This is a genomic window from Streptomyces sp. NBC_00620 (genome assembly GCF_026341825.1).
Classification (GTDB): domain Bacteria; phylum Actinomycetota; class Actinomycetes; order Streptomycetales; family Streptomycetaceae; genus Streptomyces.
In genome coordinates this window covers 1,557,625-1,576,736 of sequence record NZ_JAPENY010000001.1, presented here as the reverse complement: position 1 = coordinate 1,576,736, position 19,112 = coordinate 1,557,625, and the positions used below count along the sequence as shown (strand labels likewise).

Annotated in this window: 14 protein-coding genes; 7 read left to right on the top strand and 7 right to left on the bottom strand. The window is 70.0% G+C overall.

From position 1 onward, the window contains the following. Positions 1-77: 77 nt before the first annotated feature. A complete protein-coding gene (locus OG246_RS07205; RefSeq protein WP_266457520.1) occupies positions 78-1,298 on the top strand; it encodes a cytochrome P450 in 1,221 nt (406 codons plus the stop codon). 109 nt (positions 1,299-1,407) lie between these two features. Here OG246_RS07205 and OG246_RS07200 read toward each other — a convergent pair whose 3' ends face one another. From OG246_RS07200 to OG246_RS07190, 3 genes are all read right to left on the bottom strand, one after another. After that, a complete protein-coding gene (locus OG246_RS07200; RefSeq protein WP_266457517.1) occupies positions 1,408-1,923 on the bottom strand; it encodes a hypothetical protein in 516 nt (171 codons plus the stop codon). A gap of 18 nt (positions 1,924-1,941) precedes the next feature. Then, positions 1,942-2,196: a hypothetical protein gene (locus OG246_RS07195; protein WP_266457515.1), complete on the bottom strand. Its 255-nt coding sequence runs from the start codon at positions 2,194-2,196 to the stop codon at positions 1,942-1,944. Between the two features lie 94 nt (positions 2,197-2,290). Then, positions 2,291-6,205: a polymorphic toxin-type HINT domain-containing protein gene (locus tag OG246_RS07190; protein WP_266457514.1), complete on the bottom strand. Its 3,915-nt coding sequence runs from the start codon at positions 6,203-6,205 to the stop codon at positions 2,291-2,293. Positions 6,206-6,408: 203 nt separating this feature from the next. On the opposite strand from OG246_RS07190, the gene OG246_RS07185 reads away from it, so the two are divergent. After that, positions 6,409-6,921, top strand: coding sequence for a hypothetical protein (locus tag OG246_RS07185; protein WP_266457513.1), 513 nt, complete (start codon positions 6,409-6,411; stop codon positions 6,919-6,921). An 80-nt stretch (positions 6,922-7,001) separates the two neighbouring features. Beyond that, positions 7,002-9,206: a trypsin-like serine protease gene (locus tag OG246_RS07180; protein ID WP_266463942.1), complete on the top strand. Its 2,205-nt coding sequence runs from the start codon at positions 7,002-7,004 to the stop codon at positions 9,204-9,206. A 118-nt stretch (positions 9,207-9,324) separates the two neighbouring features. Here the strand turns inward: OG246_RS07180 and OG246_RS07175 are convergent, their stop codons facing one another. Continuing rightward, complete coding sequence (locus OG246_RS07175) at positions 9,325-10,935, bottom strand: ABC transporter permease (RefSeq protein WP_266457510.1); 1,611 nt, start codon at positions 10,933-10,935, stop codon at positions 9,325-9,327. Beyond that, complete coding sequence (locus OG246_RS07170) at positions 10,932-11,846, bottom strand: ABC transporter ATP-binding protein (RefSeq protein ID WP_266457507.1); 915 nt, start codon at positions 11,844-11,846, stop codon at positions 10,932-10,934. Before OG246_RS07170 ends, OG246_RS07175 begins: the two co-directional genes overlap by 4 nt. A gap of 103 nt (positions 11,847-11,949) precedes the next feature. Between OG246_RS07170 and OG246_RS07165 the strand changes: the two genes are divergently transcribed. Continuing rightward, the gene (locus tag OG246_RS07165) at positions 11,950-12,447 is read left to right on the top strand and encodes a GbsR/MarR family transcriptional regulator (RefSeq protein WP_266457505.1); all 498 of its coding nucleotides are present in this window, start codon (positions 11,950-11,952) and stop codon (positions 12,445-12,447) included. Positions 12,448-12,548: 101 nt separating this feature from the next. Here the strand turns inward: OG246_RS07165 and OG246_RS07160 are convergent, their stop codons facing one another. Next, a complete protein-coding gene (locus OG246_RS07160; RefSeq protein WP_266457503.1) occupies positions 12,549-14,066 on the bottom strand; it encodes an APC family permease in 1,518 nt (505 codons plus the stop codon). Between the two features lie 206 nt (positions 14,067-14,272). Between OG246_RS07160 and eutB the strand changes: the two genes are divergently transcribed. Then, complete coding sequence (eutB, locus tag OG246_RS07155) at positions 14,273-15,667, top strand: ethanolamine ammonia-lyase subunit EutB (RefSeq protein WP_266457500.1); 1,395 nt, start codon at positions 14,273-14,275, stop codon at positions 15,665-15,667. Continuing rightward, positions 15,664-16,455, top strand: a complete 792-nt coding sequence (gene eutC, locus OG246_RS07150) for an ethanolamine ammonia-lyase subunit EutC (protein ID WP_266457498.1) — start codon at positions 15,664-15,666, stop codon at positions 16,453-16,455. The genes eutB and eutC overlap by 4 nt, the downstream gene beginning before the upstream one ends. 142 nt (positions 16,456-16,597) lie before the next feature. Here the strand turns inward: eutC and OG246_RS07145 are convergent, their stop codons facing one another. Next, positions 16,598-17,461, bottom strand: coding sequence for a diacylglycerol kinase (locus OG246_RS07145; protein ID WP_266457495.1), 864 nt, complete (start codon positions 17,459-17,461; stop codon positions 16,598-16,600). 190 nt (positions 17,462-17,651) lie between these two features. On the opposite strand from OG246_RS07145, the gene OG246_RS07140 reads away from it, so the two are divergent. Continuing rightward, positions 17,652-18,935, top strand: a complete 1,284-nt coding sequence (locus OG246_RS07140) for an adenylosuccinate synthase (RefSeq protein WP_266457492.1) — start codon at positions 17,652-17,654, stop codon at positions 18,933-18,935. The last annotated feature ends 177 nt before the right edge of the window (positions 18,936-19,112 follow it).

Below are 19,112 nucleotides of genomic sequence, written 5' to 3'. Positions count from 1 at the left end.
GCGCGCGGTGGTCCGATAGGGGCCGTCCGTCGAGACGCCCCTGGTCAGCGGGGGGTGGGTCGGGCTAGCGTCCGTCCATGGCAGCTTTGGAGACTCCGCAGGCCTTCGACCCGTGGGACCCGGCGTTCTTGGCGGACCCGTACCCGGCGTACGAGGAGCTGCGTGCCCGGGGCCGGGTGCACTACTTCGAGCCCACCAAGCAGTGGCTGGTCCCGCATCACGCGGACGTGTCGGCGCTGCTGCGGGACCGCCGCCTCGGCCGGACGTACCAGCACCGGTTCACGCACGAGGACTTCGGCCGCACCGCGCCCTTGCCCGAGCACGAGCCGTTCCACGTCCTCAACGACCACGGGATGCTCGACCTGGAGCCGCCGGACCACACGCGGATCCGGCGGCTGGTGTCGAAGGCGTTCACGCCGCGCACGGTGGAGCGGCTCAAGCCGTACGTGGACCAGCTGGCCGGTGAGCTGGTCGGCCGGCTGGTCGCGGCGGGCGGCGGTGATCTGCTCACCGATGTCGCCGAGCCGCTGCCGGTCTCGGTGATCGCCGAGATGCTGGGGATCCCGGAGTCCGACCGGGCGCCGCTGCGGCCGTGGTCCGCGGACATCTGCGGGATGTACGAGATGAATCCGTCGGAGGAGACGGCGGCGAAGGCGGTCCGGGCGTCGGAGGAGTTCACGGCGTACCTGCTGGGGCTGATCGAGGAGCGCCGCAAGGAGCCGGGCGAGGATCTGATCTCCGGCCTCATCGCCGCGTACGACGAGGGGGAGCGGCTTACCGAGCAGGAGATGATCTCGACCTGTGTGCTGCTGCTGAATGCCGGACACGAGGCGACCGTCAACGCGACGGTGAACGGCTGGTGGGCCCTCTTCCGCAACCCCGGTCAGCTGGCCGCCCTCCGCGCCGACCACTCGCTGGTCCCCACGGCCGTGGAGGAGCTGATGCGGTACGACACGCCGTTGCAGCTGTTCGAGCGCTGGGTTCTCGATGACATCGAGATCGACGGTACGACCATTCCCCGTGGCGCCGAGATCGCCATGCTCTTCGGCTCCGCCAACCATGACCCTGCCGTCTTCACCGCCCCCGAGGAGCTGGACCTCTCCCGTCCGGACAACCCGCACATCTCCTTCAGCGCGGGCATCCACTACTGCATCGGGGCGCCGCTCGCCCGCCTGGAACTCACCGCATCCCTGCGTGCGTTGCTCTCCCAGGCACCGACGCTCACCCTCACCGCCGAGCCGGTACGCAAGCCGGCCTTTGTGATCCGGGGGCTGGAGGGACTCAGGGTCGAGCTCTGATCCGCCAGGTGGCGTCTCCTGGTGACAGGCCACTCGGTTCGCAGCATTTCGCCCCGCTGGATGACATCCAGCGGGGCGAAATCGACCAACAGCGATTTCCGCGGCTACTTCACGTGCTGCTCGATGTGGACGAATTCAACACCGTGCATTCGGAATCCCACCAGGGAAGACCGTCGCGGACCTCGTGCAGCTGGCGCTCCAGAAAGAGGGGTGGAGCGTCAGGGACTCCCTCGGCCTCGAGGAGATAGAAGTCCGCATTCTTTCCGGTGACGGAGAGTTCGCCATCCGGGATCAGGCCGATGTCCATCCGCCATTCCTTCTTCTTGGCCGCTGAGGGCGTGCTCGACATGATCGTGAAGGGCCGCAGGTCGCGTTCCAGAGGCTCCTCGTCCCAGTGGAACGACCGGAGTCCGCGGACCACGAGCAGGGCGGCATTGCCCGTGCGGTACTGCAGGGCACTGCGCATGTCCAGGAGCAACCCGGCCCGGCCCGTGAGAGGACACACCCTGCAGTCGAGGAGCCCCACCTCCTGCAAGGCGTCGGGCTCCCGCAGCGGATCCCAGCCGATGGGATCCGCCGACGTACCGGTCTCGGCGGTGGTCAAGAGGGCTTCAACCGAGGTCATTTGATCGCCACCCGCGCCTTACCAGCCCATGTCCTTGGCCACTTCTTCTTGCGCTGCGGCAATCTCTTCCTCGGTGGACGCCGTGATGTCCGTGTCGGACGCCCACTCGAACCGGCCCAACAGGTCGGCGAGCGCCTGCTTCTGGGCTGGGTGCGAGATCGGTACCGCGTTCAGATCGGTGCTCATCAGCCAGTCGAACAGCACAATGGCATCCGCACGCCACAGGCGGATGGTGACGGTCGGTACGGATTCCCAAGACTCATCGGCATTCATGGGGGGAGTGTCTTTCCTGGTCAAGGTGGGTGTGGCGCGTTGGTCTGCACGGCCTCAACAAGGTCGTGCAGACCAACGCGCGATGCAACGGTATCTACCGGATCGGAATGTGCCAGTAGGGGTCGGCCGGACCGACGGTATTCCCTGTCAGGGGGTTGATGAACTGGCCCATGTCGTTTGCGTAGGTGATGTATCCGGTGGGTTGCGGGAACTTCCCGGTGGTCGTCGGATCCATGACGCGTACGTATCTGACGCTCTTGTGGAGCCCGTTGGCGAGAGCCTCGGATTCCTTGATGTCATAGAACCAGCCCTTCCCATTGTTGGCCTTCGCCAGAGCCTTGCGTCCCTTGGGGAGCCAGAGGGTCTCGCCGGCGGGGCCGGTGACGTTGGCGATCAGGCACCGGCTGTTGTGAACCAGAACCGGGGTGTCACCCGCGAAGACAAAGTACGTGTGCAGGCCCTCGACCGTGAGGTTGTAGGTCCGCGCGATCTTGCTGAAGGACCGGTTGGCCAGGACGGTGACGGTGGAGCCGTCGTCGGTCCTGAGCGTCATTCCGGGCCGCAGGACCTCCGCCTCGACCCAGTCGTTCTCCGACGGCGACCAGAACGGGTGCTCGTACGTCGCTGTCAGCTTCTCCTCGCCCTGCGGGGTGGAGATGCCGAGTTCGTTGAAGAACTTGTCGTCCTCGGTGACGATCAGGTCGGTGACCCTGCGCGGGCCCTGCTCCCGGGTGACCGGGTCCGTGGCGAGCACCTCGTCGCCGACCTGGACGGACTCGATGTTCTTCGCCGAGTCGTCGGCCATGAGCACCCTGGTGCCCGCGAGGAAGCACTGCGTGCACTTCTGGGCCGCGCGCACCGTCCTGCTGCCGTCGACCACATCCTCTACTCCGTCAAGTCCCTTCTTGAGGAGCTTGAGCTTGCCGACCGGAAGGAATGACAGCGCGGCGAGAGAGCACTTGCCGAGGCTGGGATTCTGGACGCATTCCTTGGCGTCGTTCAGACCGAGGATCTCCCAGACGATCTCCTTCATCGTCGGGTCGATCTCGGGGAAGGTGAGGGGCTTGCCGGCCAGCGCGCAGGGCGGCAGGTGGTCGCGGTACGGGTTGACGATGCAGACCGGTTCGCTTTCCCGCTCCTGCTTGCGGCGTTCCGCTGCCACCCGACGCGCTTCGGCCTCCTCCGCCTCGCGCTTCTGCACCACGTCCTTCCAGGCCGCGGCGGCCAGCTGGTCGGCCTCTGCCGCGCTCTTCCCGGCCGCCACCGCGTCCGCATGCGCACGGCTGCTGGACTCCTTGGCCTCGTACGCCGAAGTGCGCGCGTACTCGGCGGAGAACTCCGCCTGGGCAGCGGACTCCTCGGCGGCCACCGCGTCGCTTGCCGCACGGTTGGCGGCGGCGCGTGCGGTGGTCGCCGAGGTCTTGGCCTGCTTGGCGCTGGTCTCCGCGCGGTCCGCCGCGTTGTCGGCTGCGGTGGCGTAGTCCTCGGCCTCGCCGGCGCTCTTCTTGGCGTCGGCGGCGGCCAATTCGGCTTCGGCGGCGGCGTTCTTGGCGTCGGCGGCGGCCTTGGCGGCGACCGCGGCGTTGTACCGGGCGGTGGCCGCGATGTTCTGGCCCTCGGCGATGAGGCGTTCGACCTGGGCGACGTGGGTGTCGGCGAGCCCGTCCTTCTGGGCGGCCGTGTACTGGCCCGCCTGGACGAAGTTGTGCACCTCGTCGGCGGACCCGGCGAGCGCGATCTTCGCGGCGGACTTGACCTCGGGACCGCCGACGTTGAACAGCTGGGTGGCGATCACCCGCTCGTCGGCCTGCTGGGCCTCGTACTGACCGCTGTTGAGGAAAGCGAGCAGGGCCTGCGTGCTGCCGTCCTGCAAGGCCTTGACGGCGCCTTCCTTGACGCCGGGGCCGCCGTCATTGGCGAGCTTGGTGACCGCGATGCGGTAGTCGGCGTTGGCGGCCTGGTGCCGGCCGGTGGTGTAGAAGTCGAGGATCTGCTGGTCGGTGCCCTTCAGAGCCTCGGTGGCCGCAGTGCGTACCGCCTCGTAGGGGCCGGCCGAGGCGAGGTCGGCGACCTGCTGACGCGTCTCGTCCGCGAGGGCCTTGTCCCAGCCGGTCTTCAGGTACTCGATGACCTCGGCGTCGGTACCGGACAGGGCCTGGGCGGCCGCGTCCTTGCGCCAGGAGCCGAAGTACTGCAGCGCCCGCATCGCGACCGCACGACCCTTGACCGCGATGGCGGCCTGGTCGGCGTCGGGCTTGTTCGCCTCGGCGGTCAGGGACTTGGTGTCGTCCACGATCGCCTGGCCCTCGACCACCGTCCGGGAGACATCCGCGGTGAAGGTGTCTGCCGAGGACTTGTACGTCATGGCGGCCTCGACACCCGCGTTGGTGCGGGTCTTGAGGTCCTCGGCCTCGGTCTCGCGGGCGATGCCGAAGGTCTTCTGCGCCGTTGCCACCGCCTTGGTGGCGGTGTCGGCGGCGGCCTTGGCGGCAGCGGCCTGCTTGGTGGCCTCGGCTGCCTGGTCGGCTGCCTCACCGGCGTGCGCCGCGGCTTCCTCGGCGGCCGTGGCGGCGTTGAAGGCATGCGTGGCGGCCGAGTTGGCCGCGTCACGGGCCTCGTTGGCCGCCGTCGCCGACCTGCGGGCCAGTGCCTCGGCGGCGGTGGCGGCGCGGTCGGCCTCGGCGGCGTGCCGGCGGGTCTCCGCCGCGGCGGCCCGGGCCTCGGCCGCGGATCCGCCGGCGGCCTCCGCGTAGTTGGCTGCCTGGTCGGCCGCGTTGGCGGCGGCGTTGGCGTTGCCCGTTGCGCTGCGGGACGCGGCTGCCGCGTCGGCGGCGGCCAGGGACGCCTTGCCGGCCTGCTCGGCGGCCGCGGCCGAGCGCTTGGCGAGCTCGCCGGCCTTGCGCGCCTCGGCGGCCCGGTCGAGGGCGGCCTGGGCCTGGCCCTTGTCCTTGCTCGCGGCGAAGGCCGCGTTCGAGGCACGGCCCGCGGCTTCGGCCGCGGCCGCGGCCGCGTTCGCCGTCTGCGCCGCGGCGAGCGACGCCCGCCTGGCCGAGCGGTTGGCCTCGTTGGCAGCGCCGATCGCCCGCTGCGAGGCCTCGGCCGCCGCCCGGGCCGCGTCGGCGGCCTGCTTGGCCTTCGCCGACGCGCGGATGGCATCGGTCTTCGCGGCTTCGGTCTCCTTGGCCGCCCGCTCCGCGGCTTCCTTGGCGAGCGCGGCGGCGGTGATGGCCTGTGCGGAGGCCTCCACGGCCTTGTCGGTCGCGTCCTCGGCCTGCTTGCCAGCCTTCTCGGCCTGCTCGATCAGCTGCGCGATCGTGGCGTGTTCCTGGTCACGGTTGCGGGCGACGAACTGGCCGACCTCCAGGAACTCGACGATGTCGTCCGCAGTGCCCTGCAGTGCGAGCTTGGCGGCGGCCTTCACGTTCGTGCCGCCGGTGCTGTAGAGCTTGGTGACCTCGACCCGGTTGTCGGTCTGCTGCGCCTTGTACTGGCCGACCTCCAGGAACTGCTTGACGTCCGCGGAGGTGCCCAGCAGTGCGGCCTTGCCCGCGTCCTGAACGCCGGGGCCGCCGAAGTTCACGACCCTGGCGGCCTCCACGCGCAGATCCTGCTCGTTCGGGGCCTTCCAGCCCTCGTCCAAGAAGGCCTCGACGTCGGCCGGTGTGCCGGTGAGGGCCTTCTTCGCGCCCTCCCGCACGGCAGGCCCACCGGCGTTCACCACCCGGGAGAGATCCACCCGGTCATCGATCTGCTGAATGCCGGGCGCATCCGTGAGGAACGTCCGGATGTCCTCGTCCGAGCCCAGAAGCGCCTTCTCGGCCGCTTCCTGGATGCCGGTCCCGCCCTCGAGCCAGTAGCCGACCACCAGTCCGCGGTACACGGTCGGTTCGGCGTCTGCCGCGGTCGCGGGGGTTGTGCCCAGGAGAGTCGCCGCCAGTGTGGCGGACAGTACAGTCGCACACGCCGCGCGGAAGCCCCCCAGGCGTATGGAGCGCGATGGTTGTTTCACCTGACGGTCCTTCAAGCTATGTCCGCTTTCCGTTGGATCGCGGGGAAGTAAACGCGATAGCGAAGCCGCGGCACACCGATAACAGTTGACGAACTGTCAGGTGGCGCCATCTCTCCAGGTGAAGGAGGGCTTTGCAGCTTGCCGACAGGGATCTTACCTGTGCTTTACTTTCGAGAAGCCTATGTGATGAATGAGAGGAATCCATGGCGATATCCCCTGCCCGGAAGACCCTTCTGGGCGGCCTCACCGCCGCCCTCGTGGTCGGCCTCGGTGCCACCGCGCTGGCTCTCCCGCAGATCGCGCCGGCCGCCCAGAGCGCCGCCGTCGAGGGCATGCCCGACCTGGTCGAGGACTTCGACCACCCCGGTGCCGCCGAGCTCCTCGCGGACCGCGGAGTCACGCTCAAGCGCGGCGACGGGCACGTCTGGCTCACCGACGTCACCGACCTCGGCGAGTGCGCCGACCCGTCGAACATCGCGATCGAGTCCCGCAAGGGCATCTTCTGCTTCAAGACCAACGCCAAGTCCGGCTTCCTGACGCTCGAGCTGCCCGACACCTTCAGCATCTGGACACAGGACCGCCCGGTGAAGGCCACGCTGACCGCCGAGGGCACGGACACCGTCGTCAACGCGCCGGCCAACGACCTCACACCGGTCGGCGAGTCCGGCGACACCGGCCTCCGCTCGGTCCTCGTCGAGATCCGCGTCACCGGCTGACCCACGCCGGACCGGCACCGCTTCCGCGTGCGCCCGGCAGCGCGCACCACTGAACCACCAGGAACCTCTACGTGTCTCACATACGTCCACGCGTTGCGCTGACGAGCACCCTGCTCGCCGCCGGCGTCGTATCCGGGGTACTCACCGGCACCCCCGCGCAGGCCGTCACCGGCGGCACCGCCGCCACCGACACCACGTACGGCTATACCGCGCGCCTCATCATCGGCGACACGGACCGCGGCTGCTCCGGCACGCTCGTCGACTCCGAGTGGCTGCTGACGGCGGCCAGTTGCTTCGCCGACTCCACGGGCGCCGCCGCGCAGGCCGGCGTACCGAAGCTGAAGACGACCGCGACCATCGGCCGCTCCACCGACCTCGCCGGTACCGACGGTGTCGTACGTCAGGTCGTCGAGCTCGTGCCGCGTACCGACCGCGATGTGGTGCTCGCCCGGCTGAACCGGCCGGTCACCAACGTCACCCCGATCGCCCTGGCGACCACCGCCCCCACCGCGGGCGAGGAGCTGAAGTTCGCCGGGTACGGGCGTACGAAGGCCGAATGGGCCCCGATGAAGCTGCACTCCGGCGCCTACACCGTGGACTCCGCGGACACCACCACCGCCTTGGTCACCGGCAAGGCCGGCGCGGCGGCGTGTGCGGGTGACGCCGGTGGTCCGGTGGTGCGGGGAACGGGCACCTCAGCTGCCCTCGTCGGCCTCAACACCCAGTCGTATCAGGCGGGTTGCTTCGGCATCGACGCGGCGGAGACCCGTACCGCAGGCGCCACCGCCCGCGTGGACGACCTCGCCTCGTGGGTGAACTCCAAGGCCGGCGCCCTCCGTGTCACCGACTTCAACGGCGACGGCGTCGAGGACATCGCGATCTCCGACCCGAAGGCCACCGTCGGCTCTGCCGCCGAGGCCGGTGTGGTGCGGATCGTGTACGGCGGCGGCAAGGGCACCGTCGAGGTCAACCAGGACCTCGACTGGGTGGCCGGCGGCGCCGAGGCCACCGACTGGTTCGGTGAGGCCATCGACACCGTCGACTACAACGAGGACGGCTACACCGACCTGGTCGTCGGTACCCCCTCCGAGGACCTGGGCACCGCCACCTCGGCCGGATTCGTCGACGTCATCTACGGCGCCGCGGGCGGCATCGGCACCGGCGCGACGAAGTACACCCACTTCGAGCAGGGCGGGGGCACCGGCGCGATCGCGGGCTCCGCCGCGGAGACCGACGACCGCTTCGGCCACGCCGTCGCGGCCGGCACCACGCAGGCCGGTGAGCCCTACATCCTGGCCGGCAGCCCCGGCGAGGCCCTGGGCACCATCACGAAGGCGGGCATGGCCTTCTACATCCACGCCGGGACCAGCGTCGGCATCTCCCAGAACAGCGCGGACGTGCCCGGCGACCCCGAGACGGGCGACCGCTTCGGCGCCGCCGTCGCCGGCAACGCCAACCACCTCGCCATCGGCGGCCCGAACGAGAACGTCGGCACCAAGGCGGACGCGGGCGGTCTGTCGCTGTTCAACCACAACAAGCTGACCGCCTCCGAGGGCAGGCCGACCCCGCTCAGCGGCATCGACCAGGACCTCGCCACCGTCTCCGGCGCCGCCGAGGCGGGCGACGAGTTCGGGTACGCCCTCAGCATGACCGCGTACCGTCCCACCGGCGCCGCGGCCGCCACCGAGTCGATCCTCGCGATCGGTTCACCCGGCGAGGCCATGACCGTCGGCACCTCGGCCAACGCCGACGCGGGCCGCGTGGTCCTGCTCCGTGTCAAGGCGGACGGCACCTGGAGCGAGCTGCGCGATCTCTGGCAGGGCACCGGCGACGACGACGTCTCGGGTACCGCCGAGGCCGGTGACCGCATGGGCGAGAGGCTCACCGCGATCAACCTCGCCCCGCGCGCGGTCGGCACGGAAGCGACGATGAAGCTCGCCGTCGGCACACCGGGCGAGGCCATCGGCACTCTCACCAAGGCCGGCGCGGTCCACACCTTCTCGCTGCTCGGCACGGCGGGCGCCAATGACCGCTGGATCGAGGCGGGCGACGGTGACGGCGTCCCCGGCCCTGCCGGCGCCGACCAGAACCTGGGCCGCAGCATCCACTTCACCGGCACCAAGCTCTACATCGGCACGCCCTACGGCCCGTCCACCGGTGCGCTGTACGCCCTGCCGCACTCCAACGTGACCGCCGGCGGCACCGTCGCCGCGGTCACCACGTACAAGCCCGGCACCGGCGGCCTTCCGGCCAGCGCCGCGCGCTTCGGCTACGTGGCGCGGTAATCACTCGCAACAGACAACGGGCACCCGCCCGTTGACACTCCGGGATTCCCCGAGGGCCGAGCCCGGTCCTCGGGGAATCCCGTCGTACTACCCACGCCCTGCCGCCTGGAGCCGGAACTCACCCGCCCAGATCCCGCCTCCGCAAAGCCCCCAGCCCCGCCCCCACCAACCCCACCGCGATCCCCACCAGAACAACCACCGGCGTCCAGGCCATCTCGCCCCCCGGCAGCTTCGGAAGGTGCCCGAAGGGCGAGAGGTTCATGACGGCCTGCGGCACGTTCAGCGCGGGTCCGATCCAGCCGAGGAGGAGGGCGAGACCGGCCGCGCCCCAGGCACCGGGGGCCAGTTGGGGCGAGAGCCCGTGGAGGAGGACCGCCAGGCCGCCCAGAGTCCAGATGGCCGGGACCTGGACGAGGCAGGCCCCGAGGATGGGGCCGAGACCGGCGCCGTAGCCGAGACCGAGGCCCAGCCCGCCGAGCAGCATGATGAGGACCGTGCCGCCGAACGCGATGGCGAGATGGCCGGAGGCCCAGCGCAGTCGCCCGACCGCCCCGGCGAGTACGGGCTCGGCCCGCTGCGAGGTCTCCTCGCCGTGCAGCCGCAGCACGGACGAGACGACGTACAGCGCGGCGACCATGCCGAGCAGCCCCACCATCGCCGCCAGGAACGCGTCCGTGATCCCGGCCTGCCCACCCATCCGTTCGATGATCTCGCGGGTCTTGTCGTTGTCCCCGACCAGATCCGCCGCCCCCTTCGTCATCCCGCCGAAGGCGGCCCCGGCCGCGAGGAACCCGAGGCTCCAGCCCAGCACACTGCCCCGCTGGAGCCGCCAGGCAAGCGCCCCGGCCGTACGGAGGCGCCCCGAGGCGGGCCCGGGCCGGGTGGGCAGGAAGCTCATGCCGACATCGCGCCGCCCGGCGAGTTCGTAGGCGACCGCGCCCTGCACGGCGCACGCCGCGACGAACAGGAGCAGCACCCACCAGCGTTCGCCCGCGAAGGCCCTGATCTCCTCCAGCCAGCCCACCGGCGAGATCCAGGTCAGGGCGGAGGAGCCGTCGGTGGTGGCCGAGTCACCGGCCGCCTTCAACACGAAGGCCGCGCCCAGCAGTCCGCCCGTCAGCCCCTTCGCGAGCCGCGCGCTCTCGGTGAACTGCGCGACGATCGCCGCCATGGTCGCGAAGACCATGCCGACACCCGCGACCGCGAGCCCCAACGCCAGTGCTCCGCCGCCGCCTTGGCCCGCGAGCCCGCCCGCGACGATCAGCGCGAGTGCCCCGTTGGCGACGAACGCCGCAAGGAGCGCCGCGGTCAGCGGGGCACGCCGCCCCACCATTCCCGCCGAGAGCATCTCCTGCCGCCCGCTCTCCTCCTCGTCGCGGGTGTGCCGTACGACGATGAGCAGGCTCATGATGGCGGCGAACACCCCGGCGAAGCCGCCGATGCGCCAGGCGGTGAGCCCGCCGAGCGAGTCGCTGAACACCGGCCCGTACGTGGCGCGCAGGGAGCTGTTGGTGAGCATCTGCCGTGCCAGGTCGGCGCGTTCGGCCGGGGTGCTGTAGACGGTCTCCAGCGAGTTCGGCATGGAGAGCACCAGCAGGCCGATCACGCCGACCCAGAGCGGGATCATCACCCGGTCGCGGCGTAGCGCGAACCTCAACAGGGTGCCTGTGCCTGCCAGTTGGCGGGATCCTCCGGCCCGCACGGTGAAGGCCGAGGCGGTGGCGGTCATCGTGCCATCGCCCCTTCCGAAGCGCGCACGTCCTCCTGGTAGTGCCGCAGGAACAGCTCCTCCAGGGTCGGCGGCGTCGAGGTCAGCGACCGTACGCCCGAGCCGGTCAGGGAGCGCAGTACGGCGTCCAGCTTGTCGGTGTCGACCTGGAGTTTGACGCGCCTGCCGTGTACGTCGAGGTCGTGGACCCCGGGCAGGTCGGCCAACCCGTTGGGCGGGCCCGCGAGTTCGGCGGTGACGCTCGTACGGGTGAGGTGGCGCAGGTCGGCGAGCGATCCGGTCTCGACGGTCCGGCCCTTGCGGATGATGCTGACCCGGTCGCAGAGTTCCTCGACCTCGCTGAGGATGTGCGAGGAGAGGAGGATCGTCCGGCCGCGGTCGCGCTCCTCCTCGACGCAGCTCTGGAAGACCTCCTCCATCAGCGGGTCGAGGCCGGAGGTCGGCTCGTCCAGGATCAGCAGGTCGACGTCCGAGGCGAAGGCGGCGACGAGGGCCACCTTCTGCCGGTTGCCCTTGGAGTAGGTGCGCCCCTTCTTGGTCGGGTCGAGTTCGAACCGCTCGATGAGATCGGCCCGGCGCGCCCTGTCGAGCCCTCCCCGCAGCCGCCCGTACAGGTCGATGACCTCGCCGCCGGAGAGGTTGCGCCACAGGGTCACGTCACCGGGGACGTACGCGATCCGCCGGTGCAGTTCCACCGCGTCCGCCCAGGGGTCCCGGCCAAGGAGCTGTGCCGCCCCCGAGTCGGCGTGCAGCAGGCCGAGGAGGACCCGGATGGTGGTGGACTTCCCGGCGCCGTTCGGGCCGAGGAATCCGTGCACTTCACCGGTCTCGACGTCCAGGTCGAGACCGTCAAGGGCGTGCGTCCTGCCGAACGACTTGTGCAGTCCGGAGACGGTGATTGCCTTCGTCATGATTCCGAACGTACGCTTCTTTCAGAAATTTGTGAAGTTAAGGAAGCATATGAACGGCCGATACACTGAGTGGCGGTGCGTGAGCAGGGGAGATGATCCAGGGATGACCGAACCCATCGGAGCCGAGCGTGACCCGGAGGCGGTCTCGAAGTTCGTCGAGGGCTTCGCGGCGCAGCTCGTCGAGGCCGGGATGACGCGTATGCCGGCCCGGGTCTTCGCGGCCCTGCTCGCCTCTGACACCGGCACCCTGACCTCCGCCGAACTCGGCGAGACCCTGCAGATCAGCCCGGCCGCGGTGTCCGGCGCGGTCCGCTATCTGGCGCAGGTGCACATGGTCTCGCGCGAGCGGGAACCCGGCTCACGGCGCGAGCGCTACCGCGTGCACAGTGACCAGTGGTACGAGGCGCTGACCAATCGCGAGGCGATTCTCAAGCGGTGGGCGTACGCGCTGCGTGAAGGCGTCGAGAGTCTCGGCGCCGATACCCCTGCTGGGCGGCGGCTTGCTGAGACTCAGGCCTTCTTCGAGTTCGTCGACGGGGAGATCGCCCTGATGATGGGGCGTTGGCGCGTCCACCGGGACCAGGTTTTCGGCCAAGGGTGAGGTCGCGTAGAGAGGTGGGTGGGGAACTGCGGGCCCGCCGTGGCTGGTCGCGCAGTTCCCCGCGCCCCTGAAGGGGCGCTCCCGTCAACGGTGACAGCTCGTCACCGTTCCTTTGTCTCCTCCAGGACTGTTCGTCCCAGCAGCGCGTACCGCTCCGGAGCCCGTCGCTTCAGATAGGTCGCGTAGCCGAGGCCGCCCACCGCGACCAGTGCCACGATCCACGGGGTCGCCTTCAGGACCAGTGAGCCGGACTCCGTGCCCGCCGCGACGCCCATGTTGGACACCAGGAGCACGACCACCGCGAGCATCGCGACGCCGCCGAGGAGCGGGGCGGTGAAGGTCTTGAACCAGTGGCGGCTCTCGGGGTGGTTCTTGCGGAAGTAGGCGAGGACCGCGAAGGAGCAGACGGCCTGGACGACGAGGATCGCCATGGTGCCGAGGATGGCGAGAAGGACGTAGAGCGCGTTGTACGGGTCCTTGCCCGCGATCCAGAACGCGGCGATCAGGACGCCGCTCACGATCGTCTGCGCCAGGCCCGCGATGTGCGGGGAGCCGTGCCTGGCGTGGGTGCGGCCGACGGTGTTCTTCAGTCCGGGGATGGCGCCTTCGCGGCCCAGGGCGTACATGTAGCGGGCGGCGCAGTTGTGGAAGGCCATGCCGCAGGCGAGCGAGCCGGTGATCATCAGCCACTGCATGACGTCGACGGCCCAGTGGCCCACGTACTGCTCGGTGGGGCCGAAGAAGAGGCCGAGCGGGTTGGCGGTGGCGACCTCGACGGCCTTCGACTCGCCCGTGCCCGAGATGGCCATCCAGGAGACGAAGACGTAGAAGATGCCGACGCCAAGCACCGAGATCATCGTCGCCTTGGGGATGATCTTCTTCGGGTTGCGGGACTCCTCGCCGTACATCGCCGTCGACTCGAAGCCGACCCACGACCAGAAGGCGAAGAACAGCCCGAGGCCGGCGCTGGTCCCCTTGAACGCGTTGACCGGGTTGACCGGGTCGAGGCTGAAGCCGTCCGGGCCGCCGCCGTGCAGGGCGACCGAGATCGCCATCGCCGCGAGGATCGTCACCTCGGTCGCCAGGAGTACGACAAGCAGCTTCTCGGCGACGCTGACGCCGAACCAGGTGCCGGTCGCGTTGATGGCGAGCATCAGCATCGCGAACGCCCACCACGGGACGGCAAGTCCCGTCTGGTCCTCGAGAGTTGTCGTCGCGAAGACCGAGAAGATGCCGATGAGCGCGGGCTCGAAAACGGCGTACGCGAAGGTCGCGAGCAGCCCCGCGGCGAGGCCGACGGTGCGGCCGAGCCCGTAGGAGATGAAGCCGTAGAAGGCGCCCGTGGAGGTGATGTGCTTCGCCATCGAGGTGAAGCCGACGGAAAAGATCGCCAGGACGACCATTGCGACGAGGTAGCTGGCGGGGGCGCCGATGCCGTTGCCGGCGGAGACCATGAAGGGCACGTTGCCGGTCATGGCGGTGATCGGGGCCGCGGTGGCGACGGCCATGAAGACCACGCCGAGCAGGCCGATCGCGTTCGGCTTCAGCCGGTGGACGGTGCCGTCGCCCGCCCCCGTACTCGTCCCTTCCGCAGGGGCTACGCCCTCTTGAACCGCCATCGGGTGGCCCCTTTCCGCAGTCACACTCGTTGATCACTGTCTGTGCTCGATGGGCCGGAATCCTGCTGGCCGAATGATTCGCCCCGCAGGTCGGGGCGTTAAATGTGTGTCAACTAGACCTTTGGACTGCCTGGGGATCGAACGTCTGCGTTAACTCTCCGTCCGGCCATGGACCCCGGGTCCCGGCCCTTCGTACGGTCGCCGACATGACCACCTACACCGCCGCCCTCGGCGGCCGGAGCCACCGGTTCGACGGACTGGCCGCCCTGCTCGCCGCCGCGAGCCCCGAGCGGTCCGGCGACCGGCTCGCCGGGCTCGCCGCCGAGTCCGCGCAGGCGCGGGTCGCGGCGCGGTGGGCCCTGGCGGAGGTGCCGCTCGCGCAGTTTCTCGCCGAGCCGGTGATCCCGTACGAGGACGACGACGTGACCCGGCTGATCGTGGACACGCACGATGCGGCCGCGTTCGCGCCGGTGGCCGGGCTCACGGTCGGCGAGTTCCGCGAGTGGCTGCTGTCCTCGACGGCGGACGCGGGCGCCCTTGCCGCCCTGGCACCCGGTCTGACACCCGAGATGGTCGCCGCCGTCTCCAAACTCATGGGCAACGCGGACCTGGTGGCCGTCGCCCGCAAGGTGCGGGTGGTCACGGCCTTCCGCTCCACCATCGGCCTGCCCGGCCGGCTGGCCACCCGCCTCCAGCCCAACCACCCCACCGACGACCCGGCGGGCGTGGCCGCGGCCCTCCTCGACGGACTCCTCCTCGGTTCCGGCGACGCCGTCATCGGCATCAATCCGGCGACCGACAGCCCCAAGGCGGTACGGGATCTCCTGGAACTCCTGGACGGCGTGATCGCCCGCTACGACATCCCCACCCAGTCCTGCGTCCTGTGCCACGTCACCACCAGCATCGACCTGATGGAACGCGGCGCCCCCGTCGACCTCGTCTTCCAGTCCATCGCAGGTACGCAGGCCGCGAACGCCTCCTTCGGCGTCACCCTCGGCCTGCTCGACGAGGCGCATGAGGGGGCGAAGGCGCTGGGCCGGGGCACCGTCGGGCACAACGCCCTCTACTTCGAGACCGGCCAGGGCAGCGCACTGTCCGCCGACGCGCACCACGGCGTGGACCAGCAGACGGTGGAGGCCCGCGCGTACGCCGTGGCCCGCCGCTACGACCCGCTCCTCGTGAACACCGTCGTCGGCTTCATCGGCCCGGAGTACCTGTACGACGGCCGCCAGATCCTGCGGGCGGCTCTCGAGGACCACTTCTGCGGCAAGCTCCTCGGCCTGCCCATGGGCCTCGACATCTGCTACACGAACCACGCCGACGCCGATGACGACGACATCGCGACCATGCTGACCATGCTCGGCGTCGCGGGCGCCTCCTTCGTGATCTGCACCCCGGGCGGCGACGACATCATGCTCAACTACCAATCCGCCTCGTACCACGACGCGTTGTACCTGCGCGAGGTGCTCGGCCTGCGCCCGGCACCGGAGTTCGAAGCGTGGCTGGAGCGGATCGGGCTCCTTGACGACGGGGGCGGGATACGGGATGTCGCCGGTACGGCACATCCCCTGATGACGATCGGCAAGGAGCTGGCGGCATGACGGATCGTCAATTGGCCGACCTGGTACGGGCCTTGGTGGTGCCCGAGTCGGATGCCGCGATGTGGGCGAGCCTGCGCACGCACACCCAGGCCCGTATCGGGCTCGGGCGGGCGGGCTCGGCTCTGCCTACGCGGCACCGTCTTGAGCTCCAGGCCGCGCATGCCGCGGCGCGGGACGCGGTGCACTCGCCGTTCGAACCGGAGCTGGTGGCTGCCGCGCTGACGGGAGTTCCGACGGTACGGGTTCGGAGTGCCGCTCCCGACCGGCTCACGTATCTCCAGCGGCCGGATCTGGGGCGCCGGCTCGACGACCTCGACCGGGCGCACCTTCCTCGCGGCGACTGGGACGTGGTGTTCGTGGTCGCCGACGGGTTGTCCAGCCGGGCCGTGCACGAGCACGCGGCGGCGGTGATCCGTGCGACGACCTCGCTGTTGCCGGGGGACTGGAGCGTCGCTCCGGTCGTCCTCGCGGAACAGGCCCGCGTGGCCCTCGGGGACGACATCGCCCACGCCCTTGGCGCCACGATGGTCGTCGTCCTCATCGGTGAACGCCCCGGTATGTCCGCGGCGGACTCCCTGGGCGCGTACCTGACGTACGCCCCCGTCCCGGGCACCACGACGGACGCCGACCGCAACTGCCTTTCCAACATCCGGCCGCCGCTGGGGCTGTCCCACGGGGCGGCCGCGGCCAAGCTGGCGGCGCTGATGGGGCGGGCGCGGGAGCTCGGGGGGACGGGGGTGGCGCTGAAGGACGACTTCTCGCCCCCTCCGCCCCTACCCGTCCCGTAGTTCCGGGCTCCGCCCGGTTTCAGCCCGTCCGGCGTTTGAGGACGAGGCCGTTCAGGCCGAAAACGGGGGTCTGGGGGCGGCAGCCCCCAGGTACGGGACGGGCAGGGGCGGAGGGGGCGAGAAACCACCCCCCACCCACCCGTCACCCCACCGGCAACGTAAGCCCCCAAGCCCCCTCCCGAACCACCCAAGTCCGAGTCCGCACGGGCCCCCCGACCACCGCATCCGCCCGATAACGAAAATCCGCCCCGGACACGGTCACCCGCCGCCCCACAACCCGCAGCGGAGCAACCGCCGCCCCCACGGACACCGGCCGCACCTCCACCTCCGCACCCCCGAGCACCCCCGGAGTCACGGAAACCGCCTCCACGGGCTGATCAAGGTCGACGAGGAGCACCCCGTCCACCTCGACCCGAAGCCGGAACGGCCCGGGCGCGGCCACGGAGGCCCCGACGCGCCCCGGCCGCGAGGCCAGGGTGCGGACCAGCGACTGGCAGGTCCGCAGCCAGGGCAGCCGCCCGTCGGACAACCCGCCGACGGGCACGGGAGCCGAGACGGGGTCCAGAGACGGCACGGACGGAATCCGCAGCGCCCCCACCACCACCCCGTCACTGTCGTCCACCAGCAGATCCATCCGCCGCTCGACCCCGTCGAGCACGGCCCGAGCCGCCGCCACCGCCCCCATGGGCACCCCCAGCGACCGGGCGAGCGACAGCACACCCCCCACCGGCACGAGGGACACCGCACACGCCCCCAGCGCCCGCTGCCGGTGCAAAAGGGACACAGCGCGCAGCAGCGCCCGGTCGTCCCCGACGACAACGGGCCGCCGGGACCCCCGACGGGCCAGTGCGCGAGCAAATTCCTCAGGCCCGTCGGGGAGGCACACTTTCGTGGCCGCACCCGCGCTGAGCACGTCTTTTGCGATCCGTACCGACTCACCGTCACTGTGACGGGCGACCGGGTCGATGACCACCAGGAGCTGGTCGGAAGGCGCCACCTCGGTCATGCCTCGCTTCCTCGGGTAGCATCTTTGTGCAAGAGCCCCTTGCGCTATTGCGCCAGGGGCTTCGTCTATTCCGGGGCATCCGGTCCGACGGTCGCGGCCAAAGGTGGTCGCCGGCGTACGCAGCCGTGCACAAATCAGCCGCGTACGTCTCCGACCTTGGACATGCCCCGCCCGGAAGGGGTGTACGCGCGTGCCCGCACTTGTGCTGCTCGGTGCTCAGTGGGGTGACGAAGGCAAGGGAAAGGCCACGGACCTGCTCGGCGGTTCTGTGGATTATGTGGTGCGCTACCAGGGCGGCAACAACGCCGGCCATACGGTAGTCGTGGGCGATCAGAAGTACGCCCTTCACCTCCTCCCTTCCGGGATCCTCACACCGGAGTGCACTCCGGTCATCGGAAACGGAGTCGTCGTCGACCCGTCGGTCCTGTTCTCCGAGCTGAACGGACTGAACGAGCGAGGCGTCGACACGTCCAAGCTCCTGATCAGCGGAAACGCGCACATCATCACGCCTTACAACGTGACGGTGGACAAGGTGACGGAACGCTTCCTCGGGAAGCGGAAGATCGGCACCACCGGGCGCGGTATCGGCCCGACGTACGCGGACAAGATCAACCGCGTGGGCATCCGCGTCCAGGACCTGTACGACGAGTCGATCCTGACGCAGAAGGTCGAAGCGGCCCTCGACGGCAAGAACCAGCTCCTCACCAAGGTCTTCAACCGCCGCGCCATCGAGGCGGAGCAGGTCGTCGAGGAACTGCTGACCTACGCGGACCGGCTCAAGCCGTACGTCGCGGACACCGTGCTGCTCCTCAACAAGGCGCTCGACGACAACAAGGTCGTGCTCTTCGAGGGCGGCCAGGGCACGCTGCTCGACATCGACCACGGCACGTATCCCTTCGTCACGTCCTCGAACCCCACCGCGGGCGGGGCGTGCACCGGATCGGGCGTCGGCCCGACGAAGATCAGCCGCGTCATCGGCATCCTCAAGGCGTACACGACCCGCGTCGGCGCGGGCCCGTTCCCGACCGAGCTCTTCGACGCGGACGGCGACGCGCTGCGCCGCATCGGCGGCGAGCGGGGCGTCACGACGGGCCGCGACCGCCGCTGCGGCTGGTTCGACGCCGTCATCGCCCGCTACGCAACGCGCGTCAACGGCCTGACCGACTTCTTCCTCACCAAGCTGGACGTGCTGACCGGCTGGGAGGAGATCCCGGTCTGCGTGGCGTACGAGATCGACGGCAAGCGCGTCGAGGAACTCCCGTACTCCCAGACCGACTTCCACCACGCGAAGCCGATCTACGAGACCCTCCCGGGCTGGTCCGAGGACATCACCAAGGCGAAGTCCTTCTCCGACCTCCCGAAGAACGCCCAGGCGTACGTCAAGGCGCTCGAGGACATGTCAGGCGCCCCGATCTCCGCGATCGGCGTCGGCCCGGGCCGCGACGAGACGATCGAGATCAACTCGTTCATCTAGTCCGGCAGTCCGACGGTCTTTGCTTGTAGCAGTACGTCGACGAGCAGCACGTCGATGAGCGTCCCGGTGGCCCTTCCGGCCACCGGGACCTCTGCGTTCACGGGGCCCCCACGTCCATCGGACGTTTATGCGCACTTGTTATCCCTGACCCCACGCGTACTCATTCATCCAGGGGGA